Annotated in this window: 14 protein-coding genes; 11 read left to right on the top strand and 3 right to left on the bottom strand. The window is 48.8% G+C overall.

Going from position 1 to position 18,506, the window contains the following annotated elements; translation table 11 throughout:
- Positions 1-203: 203 nt before the first annotated feature.
- Entirely contained in the window at positions 204-3,335 is a 3,132-nt protein-coding gene (locus LL912_RS01220; protein ID WP_235551732.1) for a GH92 family glycosyl hydrolase, read from the top strand.
- Between the two features lie 432 nt (positions 3,336-3,767).
- Here LL912_RS01220 and LL912_RS01225 read toward each other — a convergent pair whose 3' ends face one another.
- Positions 3,768-6,335: a M1 family metallopeptidase gene (locus tag LL912_RS01225; protein ID WP_235551733.1), complete on the bottom strand. Its 2,568-nt coding sequence runs from the start codon at positions 6,333-6,335 to the stop codon at positions 3,768-3,770.
- Between the two features lie 259 nt (positions 6,336-6,594).
- On the opposite strand from LL912_RS01225, the gene LL912_RS01230 reads away from it, so the two are divergent.
- The 8 genes from LL912_RS01230 (at position 6,595) to LL912_RS01265 (ending at position 15,579) form a co-directional block, all read left to right on the top strand.
- Complete coding sequence (locus LL912_RS01230) at positions 6,595-8,295, top strand: FAD-dependent oxidoreductase (RefSeq protein WP_235551734.1); 1,701 nt, start codon at positions 6,595-6,597, stop codon at positions 8,293-8,295.
- Between the two features lie 381 nt (positions 8,296-8,676).
- Complete coding sequence (gene rimO, locus LL912_RS01235) at positions 8,677-9,987, top strand: 30S ribosomal protein S12 methylthiotransferase RimO (protein ID WP_235551735.1); 1,311 nt, start codon at positions 8,677-8,679, stop codon at positions 9,985-9,987.
- Between the two features lie 852 nt (positions 9,988-10,839).
- Positions 10,840-12,192: a PhoPQ-activated pathogenicity-related family protein gene (locus LL912_RS01240; RefSeq protein ID WP_235551736.1), complete on the top strand. Its 1,353-nt coding sequence runs from the start codon at positions 10,840-10,842 to the stop codon at positions 12,190-12,192.
- A gap of 138 nt (positions 12,193-12,330) precedes the next feature.
- Positions 12,331-12,876, top strand: a complete 546-nt coding sequence (locus LL912_RS01245) for a dihydrofolate reductase family protein (protein ID WP_235551737.1) — start codon at positions 12,331-12,333, stop codon at positions 12,874-12,876.
- Between the two features lie 98 nt (positions 12,877-12,974).
- Complete coding sequence (locus LL912_RS01250; protein WP_235551738.1) at positions 12,975-13,490, top strand: DnaJ-like cysteine-rich domain-containing protein; 516 nt, start codon at positions 12,975-12,977, stop codon at positions 13,488-13,490.
- Between the two features lie 36 nt (positions 13,491-13,526).
- Entirely contained in the window at positions 13,527-13,730 is a 204-nt protein-coding gene (locus LL912_RS01255; RefSeq protein ID WP_235551739.1) for a hypothetical protein, read from the top strand.
- Positions 13,731-13,784: 54 nt separating this feature from the next.
- Complete coding sequence (locus LL912_RS01260) at positions 13,785-14,723, top strand: helix-turn-helix domain-containing protein (RefSeq protein WP_235551740.1); 939 nt, start codon at positions 13,785-13,787, stop codon at positions 14,721-14,723.
- Positions 14,724-14,814: 91 nt separating this feature from the next.
- Positions 14,815-15,579, top strand: coding sequence for an SDR family NAD(P)-dependent oxidoreductase (locus tag LL912_RS01265; protein ID WP_235551741.1), 765 nt, complete (start codon positions 14,815-14,817; stop codon positions 15,577-15,579).
- A gap of 114 nt (positions 15,580-15,693) precedes the next feature.
- On the opposite strand, the gene LL912_RS01270 is transcribed toward LL912_RS01265, so the two are convergent.
- Positions 15,694-16,590 carry a LysR family transcriptional regulator gene (locus LL912_RS01270; protein ID WP_235551742.1) on the bottom strand — a complete coding sequence of 299 codons (897 nt, stop codon included), beginning with the start codon at positions 16,588-16,590 and terminating at the stop codon, positions 15,694-15,696.
- Positions 16,591-16,688: 98 nt separating this feature from the next.
- Here LL912_RS01270 and LL912_RS01275 point away from each other — a divergent pair, with 98 nt between their 5' ends.
- Both LL912_RS01275 and LL912_RS01280 read left to right on the top strand, forming a co-directional pair.
- Positions 16,689-17,306 carry an NAD(P)H-dependent oxidoreductase gene (locus LL912_RS01275; protein ID WP_235551743.1) on the top strand — a complete coding sequence of 206 codons (618 nt, stop codon included), beginning with the start codon at positions 16,689-16,691 and terminating at the stop codon, positions 17,304-17,306.
- A gap of 422 nt (positions 17,307-17,728) precedes the next feature.
- The gene (locus LL912_RS01280) at positions 17,729-17,908 is read left to right on the top strand and encodes a hypothetical protein (protein WP_235551744.1); all 180 of its coding nucleotides are present in this window, start codon (positions 17,729-17,731) and stop codon (positions 17,906-17,908) included.
- Positions 17,909-18,082: 174 nt separating this feature from the next.
- Here LL912_RS01280 and LL912_RS01285 read toward each other — a convergent pair whose 3' ends face one another.
- Entirely contained in the window at positions 18,083-18,460 is a 378-nt protein-coding gene (locus tag LL912_RS01285) for a GxxExxY protein (protein ID WP_235551745.1), read from the bottom strand.
- Positions 18,461-18,506 lie beyond the last annotated feature (46 nt).

Below are 18,506 nucleotides of genomic sequence, written 5' to 3' on the forward strand. Positions count from 1 at the left end.
CGCACCTTGCGTAATCCCTTGCGCTCTTTGCGGTAAAATTGAACCGCTATGGACGCAATGCATCCGCGAAGGTCGCGATGAAAGTTGTTAAGGCATATGTCCTTGCGCGCCTTGCGTGATCCTTGCGCTCTTTGCGGTTTAAATCAAATGGTAGCACAAAAGACGGGAATCAACTAATACGTAGTTTAAATATCCATGATCGTATGCATAAACATATTTTGCTGAAAACATGCTTGTCCGTTTATTTAACGGCGGTAACCATCCTTTGCAACAGCCAGGAGCGGGTGATCTGGAGCATTGGAAAAAAAGACAACAGCGCCGCAGAGTTTGCGCTGGCCCCGGGTAGGTACCAGGATTTTCTAAAAGAAGATTTTGGATGGGAAAACCGGCAATACATCATCGGGCGGTCGGATCCAAAGAAAGATTGGCCCTATGTACTGCCCGGCCCTGCCGATGCCTGGGGCGGTACCAGTCCTACAGCAGGTATCCGCACCCAGGTGCTGAACCTGTTGTTTGATCTGAAAACCGTGGATCCGGAGGCCGCCGGTGCCCTCATCGTAGACATCCTGCATACCCATGTTAACTTACCCCCGTATTTAAAAATTACCGTTAATGGACGGTCGTGGAATTTCCGTTTACCCAAGGGGACAAACGAAGCAGCGCTCACCGGTGATAACCGGAACCTGCTGAACCATACCATCACTATCCCGCTGGGTGCCGCCATCCTCAGAACAGGAACAAACGAAGTACAGCTCACCAGTCTCGAAGGCTCCTGGATGGTATTTGATGATTTGCGCATGACGGGCAGTGCAGCAACCGTATTGAACCCGGATTCCGCACCCGTGCTTATCCGCGGTGTAAAAGCGGCTCCCTGGAAACGGGATGCAGCCACACAACCCCTGCTGGTGGATATCGTACATACAGATGGCCGGCCCATGTTAAACGTAAAGCTGGATGGGCGCACCCTTTTTAATAAAAAACTGGAAGCAGGTGCGGCCACACTGGAAGTGCCCATGCCGGCAGTAACAAAAAAAATCCATAGTAAGTATACCATTCTTGCCAATGGAAAGCAGGTGGCTTCCGGCACGGTTACCCGCAGCCCACAGCCGCAGGTACAGCCTTCGGATTATGTGAACACGTTTTTAGGTACCGCGCATTCCCGGTGGATGATTGCACCGGGACCCTGGATGCCTTTTAGCATGGTAAAGCTGAGTCCGGATAACCAGAATGCCGGTTGGCAGGCAGGGTACAATCCAACCTTTGAAAGCATCGGCACCTTTAGTCATGTGCATGAGTGGACCATGGCCGGGCTGGGCATGCTACCGGTGAACGGACCGCTGAAGATAAAAATGGGCGATGAGTCTGCCTTGAAAAAGGATAGCACCGGATACCGGTCGCGGATCAACAAGGCCACGGAAGAAGCCCCCCTTGGTTATTATAAAGCCGACCTGGTGGACTATAACATTAAGGCGGAGCTGACATCCACTACCCGTTGCAGTTTTCAGCGTTATACCTATCCGCAGCAGCAGGACGGACGCGTTATGATCGATTTAAAAATTCCGGCGGAGTACGATTATAAGATCCTCAAAGCCCGGCTCACCCAGGTGGATGCACATACGATTGAGGGGTACAGCGTACAACAATCCAAAAATGTATGGTCGGCCGATGCCGACCAGGATTATACCATCTATTTCCGGATCGAGTTTGACCGGCCCATAAAGAAGATGGGCGGCTGGATCAATGATGTGATCACCGGCGGAGACCAGTTGAATGCGGAGCAACCGGAGCAGATGGGTTGCTATGTGGAATTTGACACGCACCAAACGCCCGTGGTGCAGGTGCGTACAGGCATTTCGTATGTGGATGCTGCGGGTGCCCGGCGCAACCTGCAGGAAGAGGTCAGTACTCCTTTTGGCTGGGATTTTAATGCCGTGCGGCAACACCAGGTAAACGCATGGAATGAGCTCCTGGGCAGGGTTCGTATTACCAGTGACGACAGCCGGGAAAAGATGCGGTTCTATACCAATCTTTACCGCAGCTTTTGCCGGAACACCTTCAGCGATGTGGACGGACGCTGGGTGGATGCGACGGAAAAGATACAGCAATTGAAAACACCGGGAGACCAGGCACTGGGTTGCGATGCCTTCTGGAATACGTTCTGGAACCTGAACCAGGTGTGGAACCTGGTGGCACCGGAATGGTCCGGCAAATGGGTACGCTCACAACTGGCCATGTTTGATGCCAATGGCTGGCTGGCGAAGGGCCCAGCAGGGATGGAATACATACCGGTAATGGTGGGTGAGCACGAAATTCCGTTGCTGGTAAGCGCCTACCAGATGGGCATCCGGGATTATGATACGGGTAGGTTGTTTAAGGCCGTGGTGAAGACCGCTACCTCCAAACCGGAACGCGTGGGCAACGGGTTTGCAGGCAACCGGGATATTGAAGCCTTTCTGAAATACCAATATGTACCGGCAGACAAAGGCCGGTTTTCCAACACGCTGGAATACGCCTATGATAACTGGACGGTGGGCCAGCTGGCAACGGCCATGCGCAGGCCCGAGGCGGCTGTTTTTAATGAACGGGGATCCTGGTGGAAACATGCGATCGATACGGTTTCCGGGTACGCCCGCATGCGATACAGCAACGGGCAATGGGAGCAAAATTTTGATCCGTATAAATCCGGCGCCAATCATCAGTATGTAGAGGGCAATGCCTGGCAGCTTACATATTTTGTACCACAGGATGTACCAGCGCTGATCCACGCGGTTGGCAAAGAGCGCTTCACAGACCGGCTTACAAAAGGATTTAAGGCCAGTGAACCCTGGCGCTATAATGCACCCGGCGACCAGTATTGGGATTTTCCCGTGGTGCAGGGCAATCAGCAATCGATGCATTTTGCCTTCCTGTTCAACTGGGCCGGCCAGCCCTGGCAAACGCAGCAATGGAGCCGTTCCATCCTGGACCGTTATTATGGTTTTGGTACGGCCGATGCCTACCTGGGGGATGAAGACCAGGGACAAATGAGCAGCTGGTTTGTGATGGCCGCACTGGGATTGTTTCAAACGGATGGCGGCTGCAATGTGATACCGGAGTATGAGATCACCAGTCCGCTGTATAAAAAAGCCGTCATTAACCTGGGCAGCCGGTACGGCCGGGGAACGCAATTTATCATCAGTGCGCCTGCAGCATCAAGGGAAAATAAATACATACAGCGTGCCCGGCTCAACGGGCGTGTGCTGAATAGCTTCCGTTTCCCTGCCAGCGAACTGCTCAAAGGTGGCCGGCTGGAGTTGGATATGGGGCCAACGCCCAATAAGGCCTGGGGCAAATGATTTTCTTTGGCGTGACAAGAATCAATGCAGCACCTGTTGATCCGGTTAATTGGATGCCGAAGATTTAATATCAAAAATATTATTGATTGTTAACCAGCGTTTGAATTTTTCAGGATGCTCCGGTGTAAAATGCACAATGCTTTTGTTCTGGAGCATAATTGAAAATATACCCGATGATTCAGCATATTTATACAGCTGTTCCGGGGTGTAATTAAAACCAGGGTATAGAACCGGGTTTAGGGTATGGAATTCCGATGTCATAGGCATTCGTTACAAATTGTGATAATCAGGCATTAAAATCCGGCGCAATTTATACCGGTTTATGCGAACCGCAAATTAACACAGGTTAATTTATTGCCGTTGGTATTTACTAATAGACGACAAACTTCCGGTGACGCCGCTGCGTTGCTCCAGCTATTCTGACGGGCGGTTTTACGGTGTAATCATCCGGGCCCTCCGCAGGTTGTCCGTACCCTGTAGGATCTTGGCTTTTAAATGAGGGTCCACTTGCGGATGGGTCTGCAAAAAACGGCTTACGATCTCATAGGCCGATGCTGACTGGTAGCTGCCAAAGCTGGACTGGATCCAGTTTCCGGGGAAGAAGATATCGCCCGTACGCTGAATCTCGGGTAGTAGTTCCAGGGTCTGCTCAAGGTACTTTTCTGCAGCCGGCTGCCGGAGCGGATGATGCAGGTAGCCCAGCGCGGCGCCTACCGCGGATTCGTTGGACCGGTTTTCGCGTTTTTTTAAGCCGGCGAAAAAAGCATCGCGGACGGCGGCACCCCGCGAAAGCGCTGGCATGATGATGCGGAACCGTTGAATGCGGTCGGGGTCCTTAACACGGCGAAGCTGCTGCTGCAGGATGCTATCACTTTTTTGATCTCTCAACGCAAGGGCAAAAGCAAGATTCGTATAATCTTCTTCTTTTAAAACCACATCGGCCGGTGGGTCCTGGCTGTACCAGATGGCATAGAGCCGCGCCAGGGCCGGTTCTGTTTCAAAAACCGACTGGTAACAACCAAACAGGATCTTTTTATTGTTGGGATTTTTTTGTTGCTGCAGGGCACTCCAGATGCTGTTTTCCAGCCGGCCGGTCCATTGCCGGCGTTGTTGCGGTGGCATAAAATTCCAGTAGATGGAACTGATATATCCGGTAAGCAACCGCATGTTTAGTTCAACCGTTTCTTTATGCAAACCGTCAGCGAAAAGTTGCAGCAGTTGTGCAGGGGTATTGTAGCGGCCGTTGAGCATATTCTCATACAGGGTAATATAGGCCGAGGCGCGGCTTACATAATTTTCAATGGTAAATAAATGAGGCAACATGGCTGTATCAACGGGCCATACACCATAGCCCATACCCGAGGCATTGAACTGGATGAACAGCGGGCGCTTTCGTTCGGTGGCGCGCGGTACTTCCTGCCCGGCCATACTATCGCTAACGGTAATGGTGCGTACCATCCCCTCATAATAAAAGCTGATATCCAGGCGTTGCGGCCAAACCCGGTTCCGGCCAAATTCCGGCTGTTGCGAAAGAGTAAAACCCGTGATCTGGTTTCCCGCGGTATCATAGGAGGCGCGATAATCAAATACCGGCCGGCCGGGTTCATTTACCCAAACGGTATTCCAGGCGTTGAGGTCGGCCGGGGTGCCGGTATCCAGGATCCGGATCAGATCGGGCCAGGAGGCATTCTTAAAGGCATAGGTTTTCAGGTATTGCTGCACCCCTTGCTGGAAGGCCGTGGCACCCATCAGCTCTTCCAGTTGCCGCATCATTACCGGTGATTTATGATAAATGATCCCGCCGTAAAGTGTTCCCGCTTTTTCCAGGTTTTCCAGCGGTTGCCGGATCGGGTTGGCGCCCGTAGTGCGGTCAACGGCATAAGCCGGCGGCAAATGATCGGTAAGGAATTTTAATGAAAAGCCCTGTTCATGCCCGGGAGTAGCCGTGGCCTTGTCTGCCATAAAATTAGCAAAGACCTCCTTCATCCAAACATCGGAGAACCAGCTCATCGTAACCAGGTCGCCGAACCACATATGTGCCGCCTCATGGGCCAGCAACTGCGCACGGCTGTTTAGTTGGCCTTCGGTGGCATCTTTTGTTAAAAACAGGGTGGAGGCCTGCAGCAGGATGGCGCCGGGGTGTTCCATGCCCCCGAACTGGAAATCGGGGATGGCTACCAGGCCATGTTTCTGGAAGGGATAGGGAATGCCCGTCCATTGCTCATAAAATGTGATTACTTTTTTATACTGGTCAAAAACAGCTGTCAGGCTATTGCTGATTTTTTCGGGATCCGTCTCCCTGTACAGGAATTCGATCGTGCCGTTGCGCCATTGTTCGCGGGCTACATGAAACTTCCCGGCAGCAAACGAAAAAAGATAAGTGCTGATCTTATCAGAAGGCGCAAAATGCAAGGTCTTCCGTCCGTTGCGGATAATTGAATCGCGCAACTGGCCGTTGGCAATGGCTGTCCAGTGTTGCGGAATCACCAGGCTAAGATTAAAGACGGCTTTGAGATCCGGTTGATCAAAACAAGGAAAGGCTGTCCGGGCCCGGTCGGGTACGAATAAGGTGTATAAAAAATCATCCCGCCGGTTCAACGCCTGGTCGCCGGCTATAAAATCGATGGCAATCGTATTGTGCCCTTTTTTTAGTAGTCTCCCTTTAATAACGATGTGCTCGTTCCTGTGCTGGAGCAGGGTTTCCGTTCCGTTCACAAGGATCTTTTTTATCTTTTTCGGATCCTCCTTGAAGTCTAGAAACAAAGGAGTAGCGGATGTGCCGGAATACTGAAAGGCCAGCTGTTCCCGCGCAGTAATGGCTGTTTCTTTGCTTTCGGGGATATCGAACGACAAATCATACCGGAGATCGGTAATGGCATGCCTACGGATATTGGCCAACGTATCCGAAACGCCGTTGCTGACGACCACTTCTTTTGACCGTTCCCTGCAGGAGATGATGCCTAACAGGAATAAGATAAAGCAAACCGGTATCCATTTCATAGCTGTAAAGATATTGCGGTTTTATTTGCCGTGTTTAAAGTGTTTGCAAGGGACAATTCACATTTCGCTACCGTCATGCCGACCGAAGTGGAGGCATCTCCTAAAAACAGGACGACTTCTCGATTGCATTCGAAGTGAGATTGAAAGAATAATCATTTTAGGCGGACATCTGAAATGAACCCGCTGTAAAATATATCTGAAAAGAACAAATGAAAGAGTTTGGTTATATTAGCAGCATTTATACGATCGTTTGGCGTTTATGAAGCGAAGAGATTTTATGCAACTGCTGGGCGCAAGCAGTGCCGGCACCGTTTTGAGCACGGCTGCTCCTTTTACTGCTGCCGCAAAGGTTATCGCCAATGAAACGGCGGTGTTGCAGGCCGATGTAGTGATTGCCGGCGGCGGACTGGGCGGTGTAGCAGCTGCCCTTGCCTGTTTGAGAAATGGGTTCACCGTGGTACTGACAGAAGTTACGGATTGGCTGGGCGGACAGCTCACCTCCCAGGGCGTACCACCGGATGAGCATCCATGGATTGAAACGCACGGTGCTCCGCAATCTTACCGGGAGCTCCGCAACCGCATCCGCGATCATTACCGCCAGTATTACCCGCTTACAGAAAAAGCAAGGAATAACCCGCAACTGAACCCAGGCAACGGGGCGGTTTCCCGGCTTTGTCATGAACCGGCTGTTGCGGAAACGGTAATCCGCCAGCTATTGATGCCTTTTTGTTCTAACGGACAGCTGGTAATACTGACGGAGCATAGCGCGGTAAAGGCAACGGTAACCGGTGCGCGTGTAACCTCCGTTACCGTAAAGGATGAAAAGAACAGGAAACAGTGTCTGTTGAAAAGCGACTACTTTATTGACGCAACAGAACTGGGTGATCTGCTGCTATTGACCGGAACCGCTTATATTACAGGTACAGAGTCGCAAAGCCAGACCAATGAACTGCATGCCCCAGTGGTGCCGGACGCCCGCAACAACCAGGCATTTACCATGTGCTTTGCCATGGACTATATTGAGGGCGCGGATCACACCATAGCACGGCCGGCAGATTATGCCTTCTGGCGCAATTACACACCGGCATTGCAACCGGCCTGGCCGGGAAAATTGCTCAGCCTTCAATATGCACAGCCACAAACCCTGCAACCCAAAGACCTGGGCTTTGCACCGGACGGCAGTGCTACCGGGTCTTTATTGAACTTATGGAACTACCGCCGGATCATCGACCGCAAAAATTTTAAAGACGGATTTTATAAAGGCGATATCTCCATTGTTAACTGGCCTCAGAATGACTATATACCCGGAAACATTGTAGATGTAACCCCGCAGGTATTTCGCAAACAGGTAGAACAAGCCAAACAGCTCAGTTTATCCCTTTTTTACTGGCTGCAAACGGAGGCACCGCGGCCCGGCGGCGGCAAAGGATGGCCAGGGTTGCGTTTGCGCAACGATGTAATGGGCACTGCTGATGGGTTGGCGAAGTATCCCTATATCCGCGAATCCCGGAGGATTAAAGCGCAGTTTACAGTTCTCGAAGAACATGTAGGGCGCGAACAGCGGGCATCGGTAACGGGTACAAACAAACAGAAAGCCGCGGATTTTTTTGATTCTGTAGGTGTCGGGTATTATCATATTGATCTGCATCCCAGCAGCCGGGGGAATAATTATATCGATTTTCCGTCCCTGCCGTTCCAGATTCCGCTGGGCGCCTTACTGCCTGTGAAGATGGAAAATATTTTTCCGGCCAATAAGAACATCGGCACTACCCATATTACCAATGGCTGCTACCGCCTGCATCCTGTAGAGTGGAGCATCGGCGAAGCCGTTGGATTATTACTTGTATTTGCAAAGGCGCAGGGCGTATTGCCGGCAACGGTGCGGAAGGACCGGGAACTGCTGAAAAAATTCCAGGAATTTATCCGGAGTCAGGGAGTGGAAACCCATTGGCCGGAGTGACCTAGGTTTGTTTGAGGTTTCAGGTTCAACGTTTCACGCGTGCCCGCCGTGACGGGTTAGATCCGTTTGATATTTGATGCGGAATCGCCGATTGCAAGATAACAGTGATTACTGATGGTTGAAGACTGAACGCTGATTGAAGGCGTTTGTTCACTTTTTGCGCGGGATGCTCTGAAAATCAGCAACATCAGCTAGGCAATGGCCCGCGGATAGCACAGGTCAGGCGCAGAAAAAGTCATCAGCGTAAATCAGCGAAAAAATTTGCGCAGATCAGCGGGAAAGACGATCGTTGTTGCGCGCATTTGCCAGCAAGGGGCAATTGTAACAGCGCATATCCGGCTGATACCGTACCTTTGCAGCTTCTAAAATTGAAAATCCGGTTTGAAAGCAAAAACATTAAAGAAGGACAAGGTAAACATCATTACCCTGGGGTGCAGCAAAAATATGGTAGACAGCGAAGTGCTGAGCGGACAGCTGCGGGCCAATGATATTGAGGTAACCCACGAGAACAAGAAATTTGATCACAATATTGTGGTGGTAAACACCTGCGGTTTTATCGACAAGGCCAAGGAAGAAAGCATCAATACGATTTTAGAACAGGTAGAATATAAGAAGCGCGGCAAGCTGGATAAAGTATATGTGACGGGCTGCCTCAGCGAACGCTATAAAAATAATCTTGAAACCGAGATTCCCGAAGTGGACGCTTTCTTCGGCACTATGGAGCTGCCGCTGATCCTGAAACAATTTGAAGCCGATTACAAAACCGAACTGTTGGGTGAACGACTCCTGGCAACGCCCAAACATTATGCCTACCTGAAGATCTCCGAAGGCTGTAACCGCACCTGTTCGTTTTGTGCCATTCCCCTGATGCGCGGGAAGCATGTGAGTAAAACCATCGAGCAGGTAGTGGCGGAAGCGGAAGGCCTGGTGAAGAAAGGTGTAAAGGAGATCATGCTGATCGCCCAGGAATTAACGTACTACGGGCTGGATATTTATAAGAAACGGATGCTGCCGGACCTGATGAACCGCCTGGCAGACATTCCCGGCCTGGAATGGATCCGCCTGCATTATGCGTATCCTACAAAATTTCCGTTGGAGATCCTGGATGTGATGCGCCAGCGGGATAATATCTGTAACTATCTTGATATGCCCCTGCAACATGCTGCGGATAATATGCTCAACGCGATGAAACGGCAAATCACCCGGGCCGAGATGGAAGACCTGGTAAGCGCCATCCGGGAGAAAGTTCCGGGTATTTGTTTACGCACCACCCTGATCGCAGGTTTTCCGGGTGAAACCCTGGATGATATTGAGGAATTAAAGCAGTTCCTTGCAAAGGAACGCTTCGACCGCGTAGGCATCTTTACCTATTCGCACGAAGAAGACACTACCGCCTACCTGTTGTCTGATACCATTCCCCAGGAAGAAAAGGAGCGCCGCGCCCAGGAAATTATGGAATTCCAGCAGGAGATCTCCTATGAACTGAACCAGGAAAAAGTAGGGAAGACCTTCAAAACCCTGATCGATAAAAAAGAGGCAGGCCGTTATATCGGCCGTACCGAATTCGACAGCGTGGAAGTGGATAATGAAGTAATCATTACCGGCACCGATAAATTGAAGATCGGCGAATTTTACAATGTACAGATCGAAAAGGCCTATGATTACGATCTGGAAGGTATTGTGGTGAAATAACCACCGGTAGTCCCAAGTACAAATCTTCCGTCGTTTCGGCTGCATGAAGGAATCCGTAGCGACTAAAAAAACTCCGTCATTTCGACCGCAGCGGAGCAATCTTTACGTCAACATATAACCAGACAGGATTAAAGACCGCCTGCATGAAAGAAAACATAGAGGCCCCTCCGCAAGGATCGGGGTGACGATGATATTTCTTTCGTGCAAAAAAACTCCGTCATTTCGACCGTAGCGGAGAAATCTTTACGTCAACATATAACCAGACAGGATTAAAGACCGCCTGCATGAAAGAAAACATAGAGGCCCCTCCGCAAGGATCAGGGTGACGATGATATTTCTTTCGTGCAAAAAAACTCCGTCGTTTCGACCGTAGCGGAGCAATCTTTACGTCAACATATAACCAGACCGGATTAAAGACCGCCTGCATGAAAAAAACATAGAGACCCCTCCGCAAGGGTCGGGGTGACGATAGCTTTTTCATTGGCGTTACAAATCATCCGTCGTTTCGACCGTAGCGGAGAAACCTTTACGTTATCATACAAGCAGACAGGATTAAAAGACCACCTGCATGAAGGAACCCATAGAGACCCCTCCACAAGGATCGGGGTGACGATGATATTTCTCTCGTGCAAAAAAACTCCGTCGTTTCGACCGCAGCGGAGAAACCTTTATGTCATCATACAAGCAGGCAGATTAAAAGATCCGCAAAGAGCCGGTAAATGAAATATAATTGGAACTGCCGGCGTATCTTAGTGCGATCAACTATTTCTCCTGCAATGGACCTGTTGAAAGCAATACAGAGCAGGTGAAAGTCCCTGCCGGTGCATAAATGATATAAATAAGCCCAAAACGATGAAAAAAGCCTTTGTTTATTCCATTCTGCTGCAACTGTTGTTTACCGTACACACAATGGCACAGCAGACCGTTACAGCGGCTACGGCGCTGGAGCAGTATCTTTATAACAGGGATACCACCTGTAAATGGGAATTAATAGATTCCGCTGAACTGGAAAGCAGTACGGCGTACCAATTGTTACTGACCTCGCAACAATGGCATGGTTATACCTGGACGCACCAGCTCACCGTGCTCATTCCACGGGAAACCCGGTATGATGGCGCCTTATTGTTTATAACGGGAGGAAGCAATAACAAAGAAACCGGTTTGCCCAACTGGAGCGGTAAGAATGATCGCCTGGTGCAACAAATGGGTACCATTGCTGCCCGGAATGCGGCCATCGTAGCCGTATTGCGGCAGGTACCGCATCAGCCCATTTTTAGCAATCTTACAGAAGACGCTGCTATTTCCTATACGCTGCACCAGTTTAAACAGGATAATGATTATAGCTGGCCGCTGCTATTCCCGATGGTAAAAAGTGCCGTACGGGCGATGGATGCGGTACAGGAGTTTTCAAAACAACGGCAGGCACATAAGGTCAATCGTTTTGTAGTGGCAGGGGCTTCCAAGCGGGGCTGGACCACCTGGCTTACAGGGGCCAATGATCCCCGAGTAACAGCCATCGGCCCAATGGTCATCGATGTACTGAATATGCCGGCAAACCTGCAACACCAGATCGATGCCTATGGCGGGTACAGCGTGGAAATCGAAGACTACGTAAAGCTGGGCATTGTGCAGGGTATGACCAGCCCGCTGGGCCGGGAACTGGTGACCATGATCGATCCGTTCGCTTACCGGAAAAAACTAACCATGCCCAAGATGATCTTTATCGGAACCAATGATCCCTATTGGGTAGTGGATAATGTAAAAAATTACCTGGATTCCATTCCCGGGAACAACCTCTTACATTATACACCCAATGCGGGGCATGATCTCAACCGTGGTGTAACCGCCATGCCTGCACTCAGCGCCTTTTTTGGAATAGCCCTTGCCCGGGAGTCTTACCCTGTGTGTAACTGGAGCACAAAGGTTAAAAAGAAACGAGTTGAACTGAATATAACCGCAACAACCGCGGGGCTGAAAGGCATAACACTGTGGCAGGCCGGTTCTGAAGACCAGGATTTCCGGAATGAAACATGGAAGGGCCGGGAACTGCCGGCAGCCAGCAGATCCTCCATCAGGATCAGGGAGCCATTACCCGCTAAAGGCTATCAGGCATTTTATGCAGAGCTGAAATATGAACGTTCAAATGGGGACCCGTATACGGTTTGTACGCGGGTGTTTGTAACGGATCCGAAGCGGATCTTATAGCCGGTGGAGATGCCTTGTCAATCTACCTGCAACACTGTTTTCAGACAGCGCGGGGTGTCGCCCATGTCTCCCGGTCTCCCTGATTACAGCACTACAGCCTCAATATAATTACCTATTTTTATCCGCAAATCAACCAATATGAAAAAAGTAATCCTGGATCTGGCGGTTACCCTTGATGGATTTATTGAAGGCTCCAATGGTGAAATTGACTGGTGTATTATGGATGATGATATGAACTTTGACGGGTTTCTTTCTGGCATTGATACCATCTTTTACGGGAGGGTTAGCTACGATCAATGGGGTAATTTTCAACCGGATGCAACGGCCGGCGAAGCAGAACAACAATTGTGGAAGGCTGTGCATTCAAAAAAGAAAATTGTTTTCTCTACCCGTCCGCCGGAGGATGGAAGGGCAACATTTATTGCAGAAGATATCGCCGAAAGGGTAGATGCAATTAAAAAGCAGGGCGGCAAAAATATCTGGCTCTATGGAGGCGCCAGCCTGATCAAAACCTTTATCCACGCAGGGCTGATCGATGTATACCGGATCTCCGTACATCCGGTAGTGCTGGGAAGCGGCAAGCCGTTATTCGAAGATCTGAAGGAGCGGATGGAATTGAAACTGGTGGAAACGCATGCCTTCCGGTCGGGCGTGGTGCAGCTGGTTTATGAGTGGAAATCATAAAAGAGGTTATTGCCAGCGGGTCTTGTAGCCTTTATGATTATATTTATAACGGGTAACAAATGAACCACACTTGAAGCAATCCAAAACAGTATGCGGCTATGAATTTCTTTAGAAAACTATTTGGTACCGATAAACCATCAGTGTTGATCAAATGCCCCCGGTGTTTGGGAAAAGGCCGGGTAGATCAGGAGGACATCAGGCGACTGAAACAGGAATTAATATGGTCGCCGGGTTCCTGCGCTTATTGCAACGGAACCGGAACCGTAGATCCCGAAGTGGTGAAAAATGTGCCGCCCAATGCCTGTTTTTTAATAACGAATCTGCCGGAAAAGGAACGTAAAAAAATATTGAATGGCCATCCGGATGCGTTGGAGCGGGGCCGGCGATACGAGGAGGAAATCCGTCAATTTATCGAGCAAATCAGTTACCTGCATTTTAAAAAGGGGCTGAATGCATTGGACATCGCTGGTTTTTTTTTAACAGGGAAGGAGCTGATGGAAACTTACGAGACAGAGAAACAGGAGCTGCTTTTGTTTATTGAGGAAGTGGTTCAAAATGAGAAAAGGGCGGACAAAAACGGCTTTGGCGCCATGGGAGAAAACAGCGATTGGTAAAAAGATTGCTCCGAAATCATATAACAACAATAAAGGATGACCGAATCTGTAAAAAAATATCAGCTGGAAAAAAGTTACTGGGCGGATGAAGATTTTGACCAAATGGGTTGGCATGATAATCATAAACATGCGATCTCTTTTGGTGGACATTTTAGCCTACTTTTTCATATTGATTATATTTTTAAGTGGGTAGTAACAGGGAAGACCTGTCACTTTTTGGTAGCAGCAAAATTCTTTTGAAGCCTAAGTATCTTTTTATAACTTGCTGTTTGAATTTTGCAAACAAGCAGATTTATGAATACGGCTAAACCCACCTCCCTGGAGGCATTTTATGAAGAGGCGGCAACATGGACCGGTAAGGAGGTGACAACGCTGTTACCTCCCGGCATCGGTAAGGAGATCGGTCATTTTAATATTTTTGATATAGCAGCCACCATCGAGGCTGTAAAACGGAAAAAGGAAATGCCCTACAACCGCAGGGCCTATTATAAAATCAGCCTGATACGCGGGAAGAACCGGGCCGAATATGCCGATAAAGTGATTGATATCACGGGTAATGCCCTCTTGTTTGCCACACCCAAAGTGCCGTACCATTGGATACCACAGGATCCGCATCAGTCTGGTCATTTTTGTGTATTTACGGATGCCTTTCTTGTAAAAAATAAAAGTGGCGTGGTGCTTGAAGAGCTTCCGATCTTTCAACCCGGCGGCTATCCTGTTTTTGAAATTACCGGTGAGCAGGCGAAGGAGATCGAATCCGTTTTTTTGAAAATGAAAAAGGAGATCGCTTCCGATTATGCCTTTAAATACGATCTGTTGCGTAATTATGTGCTGGAGCTGATCCATTACGGGCAAAAACTGCAACCGGCTCCTGCAACTGCCGTCACTCAAAATGCAGCGGCCCGTGTTACTGCACTTTTTATCGAGTTGCTGGAACGGCAGTTTCCCATTGAATCGCCACAACAGCAATTGCAGTTGCGCACAGCTAAGGACTATGCCGGCCGGCTGGCGGTGCACGTAAACCACCTCAATAAAGTATTAAAAGAGCATACAGGAAAAACCACTACCGCGATGATCAGCGGCCGCATTTTGCAGGAGGCAAAGATCCTTTTAAAACAAACCGATTGGACCGTTTCTGAAATTGCCTATAGCCTCGGTTTTGAGGAAGTAGCACATTTTTCCAACTTCTTTAAGAAACAGGCAGCCGTTACGCCGGCTGTGTTCCGTTCCTGATGATGATTTGATTTTTGCAAATAATGGATTGATGTTTGCAACGGCAGTCACCGCAGATTGTGGCAACTTTGTGTATCAAAATAATAATGATATGAATGCTAAAAACAAAATAGCGGTGGTAACCGGAGGCAGTCGTGGCCTTGGCAGGAATATGGCCATTGCCCTTGCAAAAAAGGGGATCGATGTAGTGTTAACCTATAACACGAATAAGGAGGCGGCAGATGCAGTGGCTGCGGAGATCCGGGCACTGGGACAAAAGGCGGCAGCCTTTCAGCTGGATACCAGCAATAGCGGGTCTTTTGATGAATTTGCCCCGCAGCTGACGGATTATTTAAAAGCGGAAACCGGCAGCCCCAATATTGATTTCCTGATCAACAATGCCGGTACCGCTTTGTATGCGCCGGCTGTTGATACCACCGAAAAGCAACTGGACGATATTGTAAACATTCACTATAAGGGGGTGTTTTTTCTTACACAAAAGCTACTGCCCTTTATGAATGACGGCGGGGGTATTATAAACATTTCATCCGGGCTGGCCCGTATCACATTTCCGGGATCCTCCGTGTATGGATCGATAAAGGCTGCAGTAGAGGTGTTGACCCGCTACCTGGCCCAGGAATTAGGCCCACGGAAGATACGGGTGAACGTGGTGGCACCGGGTGCCATTGAAACGGATTTTGGCGGCGGCCGTACCAGGGATAATAAAGAGATCAATGCCCGGATTGCAGGCATTACCGCTTTAGGCAGGGTAGGCCTGCCGGACGATATCGGCGGTGTGGTGGCCTTCCTGTGTACAGAAGATGCCCGCTGGATCAACGGACAGCGGATCGAGGTATCGGGCGGACAGGCCTTGTAGAGAAGGATCATTCAGTGCATTGTCTCAAAAGTAAATGATCACCCTACCGGTAAGGCCCGGTTTCTTATCTGTACTTCGTGATCAGCTGCTTTTGAGACAATTGTCCTTGTAAGCCTATTTCATCACCTTCCGGAACAGACTTTTGATGAGCTCGATTTCCTTGGCATGTGTGGTATTTTTCCGGCAGGCGAAATAAAGCGTATTCTTCAACTGCTTATGGCCCTTCCATACCAGCTTTACCTGCCCGCTTTCAATTTCCTTTTGACATAAAAAATCCGGGATCACCGCCAGGCCTTTACCACTGCTCAAACAACGTACAATGGAGTTGAGGTTGGGTACAATATAATTGGGACGAAAATCAGGGGTGTTGCCAAAGTTCAGCTGCCAGAACCGGAAGAGGTGTTCCATGTCGCCGGTGGTTCCATACCACTTCTGTTGCTTCAGCCATGCTTCCGCGGCGGCATATTTTTTCTGTTTTACCAGTTTTTGAAAAGGCAGATCATCCAATTCTTTACCGGCTACCAGCACGATCGTTTCTGATGAGAAAGGTTGGTGTTCTATTTTGAGAGAGCTCCCTTTATGTGGTGTGATAATAAGGTCGAGGATACCCTTGTCCAGGTTGTCCAGCATTTCATGATAGTCGCCAAAGCGAATGATCACGTTAAAGTCCAAACTCGAAATATATTGTTCCAGAGTGATCTGGAAGGTTTCGAAGCACATGCCGATACTGATGGTGGGCGTATGCTTTTCCGTACTGCGCTGAAAACTTTTTTCCGCTTCTTCCAGCGTGGTAAGACTCTCAGCTATTGCATTGTACAGGATCTTGCCGCGTTCTGTAGGCACCATTTTGCGGCCGGCACGCTCAAACAGTTTATAACCCACATAGCTTTCCAGCGAGCTTAAATGCAGGCTTACCCCCGGCTGCGAAATAAACAGGCTTTCGGCGGCACCGGTAAGGGTGCCGCTTTGATAAATGGCCTTGAACGTGCGGTACCATTCTAGGTTGACCATATTTAACTATTATTTTTATAATACAAATCTATAATTTATATTATTTATCTGATAATTATTTGTATAATAATTTTGCCTTGTCAATTAAAAAAAGAGATATGAAAAAGATATTGATCATCAACGCAGGGCAACAATTCGGACATTCCGGCGGCCGGTTTAACCATACCGTAGCGGCAGAAACGGCCGCATTTTTCAGTAACCAGCCGGATGTGGAAGTAAGGCAAACCGTTATTGCCGATGGTTATGATCCTGCAGAAGAGGTAGAAAAATTTGTATGGGCGGATACGATCATCTACCATACACCCATCTGGTGGTTCCAGCTGCCCCATGGCTTTAAGCAATATATTGACAAGGTATTTACAGCCGGGCACGGCAAGGGGATTTATCACAGCGACGGCCGTTCATCGGCAAATCCCCATATCAATTATGGAACAGGGGGCATGCTCCACGGGAAAACCTATATGCTGACGACCAGCTGGAATGCACCTGAGACAGCGTTTACGTTGCCGGGTGAATTTTTTAAACAGCGCAGTGTGGATGATGGCCCCTTATTTGGGTTTCACCGGATGAATGCTTTTGCCGGTATGCAGCCGATAAAAAGTTTTCACTTTCACGATATTGAAAAGAATGCGGATGTGGCGCGGGATATGGAACGGTACAGGGCGCATCTGGAAGACATTTTTAAAACAGTAGCAAAACCACAGATAGCGGCGTAGGAAATATCCCGCAGATAGCGCAGATTAGGCACGGAAAAGAAAAGTCAGCGAAGATTTGCGAAAAGAATCCGCGTATATCAGCGGGAAAATGGCCCGCAGATTATGAGCAGAAAAGAAAAATCAGTGGTAATCTACGAAAAGAATCCGTGTACATCAGCGGGAAAGCAGCCCGCAGATGACGCAAATGAAACGCAGATAAGCGTCATCCGCAAAATCAGCGGAAAAAATCTGCGAGCATCAGCGGGAAAATGGCCCGCAGATTATGAGCAGAAAAGAAAAATCAGTGGTAATCTACGAAAAGAATCCGTGTACATCAGCGGGAAAGCAGCCCGCAAATGACGCAAATGAAACGCAGATAAGCGTCATCTGCAAAATCAGCGGAAAAAATCTGCGAGCGTCAGCGGGAAAACAGCCCGCAGACTATGAGCAGAAAAGAAAAATCAGCGGTAAAGAATCCGTGTACATCAGCGGGAAAGCAGCCCGCAAATGACGCAAATGAAACGCAGATAAGCGTCATCTGCAAAATCAGCGGAAAAAATCTGCGAGCGTCAGCGGGAAAACAGCCCGCAGATTATGAGCAGAAAAAGAAAAATCAGTGGTAATCTACGAAAAGAATCCGTGTACATCAGCGGGAAAGCAGCCCGCAAATGACGCAAATGAAACGCAGATAAGCGTCACCCACAAAATCAGCGGAAAAAATCTGCGAGCATCAGCGGGAAAATATCCCGCAGATGACGCTGAAAGAATAGAAATCAGCGAAGATCCGCGGGATAGTTTTACAATCCGTTAACTTTCCTGAAGATCGATTTTGAAATATCATCAACATTGAAATTAACAAGTAGCCCCAATTTTAATCCGGACAATTTTAAATAGGTGATCACTTGTTTATGATGAACGTTCAGTAGTGTTTCAACAGATTTTACTTCAATGATTACTTTATGCTCCACTAAAAGATCAAGCCGGTATCCGATGTCAAGTTTTAGAGAACCATATACCATCGGTAAGCCCACCTGTTTGGCAAAGCATAATCCGTTTTGATGTAATTCAAATCCCAACGCGGCTTCATATGCCGACTCCAGCAGCCCGGGACCTAAGTTGTTATATACATTGAAGATGCATCCACGGATGCCATAAGACAATTCATTTTCGGTCATGATTCAATAGGTTTCAAATGTTATGAATAAAGTTAATGAAAAAATA

The sequence above is a fragment of the Niabella agricola genome (genome assembly GCF_021538615.1).
GTDB classification, from domain to species: domain Bacteria; phylum Bacteroidota; class Bacteroidia; order Chitinophagales; family Chitinophagaceae; genus Niabella; species Niabella agricola.

Coding starts and splice junctions, on each gene's coding strand:
- LL912_RS01220 (WP_235551732.1), top strand. CDS start 204: ATGCATAAACATATTTTGCTGAAAACATGCTTGTCCGTTTATTTAACG.
- LL912_RS01225 (WP_235551733.1), bottom strand. CDS start 6,335: ATGAAATGGATACCGGTTTGCTTTATCTTATTCCTGTTAGGCATCATC.
- LL912_RS01230 (WP_235551734.1), top strand. CDS start 6,595: ATGAAGCGAAGAGATTTTATGCAACTGCTGGGCGCAAGCAGTGCCGGC.
- LL912_RS01240 (WP_235551736.1), top strand. CDS start 10,840: ATGAAAAAAGCCTTTGTTTATTCCATTCTGCTGCAACTGTTGTTTACC.
- LL912_RS01245 (WP_235551737.1), top strand. CDS start 12,331: ATGAAAAAAGTAATCCTGGATCTGGCGGTTACCCTTGATGGATTTATT.
- LL912_RS01250 (WP_235551738.1), top strand. CDS start 12,975: ATGAATTTCTTTAGAAAACTATTTGGTACCGATAAACCATCAGTGTTG.
- LL912_RS01255 (WP_235551739.1), top strand. CDS start 13,527: ATGACCGAATCTGTAAAAAAATATCAGCTGGAAAAAAGTTACTGGGCG.
- LL912_RS01260 (WP_235551740.1), top strand. CDS start 13,785: ATGAATACGGCTAAACCCACCTCCCTGGAGGCATTTTATGAAGAGGCG.
- LL912_RS01265 (WP_235551741.1), top strand. CDS start 14,815: ATGAATGCTAAAAACAAAATAGCGGTGGTAACCGGAGGCAGTCGTGGC.
- LL912_RS01270 (WP_235551742.1), bottom strand. CDS start 16,590: ATGGTCAACCTAGAATGGTACCGCACGTTCAAGGCCATTTATCAAAGC.
- LL912_RS01275 (WP_235551743.1), top strand. CDS start 16,689: ATGAAAAAGATATTGATCATCAACGCAGGGCAACAATTCGGACATTCC.
- LL912_RS01280 (WP_235551744.1), top strand. CDS start 17,729: ATGAGCAGAAAAGAAAAATCAGCGGTAAAGAATCCGTGTACATCAGCG.
- LL912_RS01285 (WP_235551745.1), bottom strand. CDS start 18,460: ATGACCGAAAATGAATTGTCTTATGGCATCCGTGGATGCATCTTCAAT.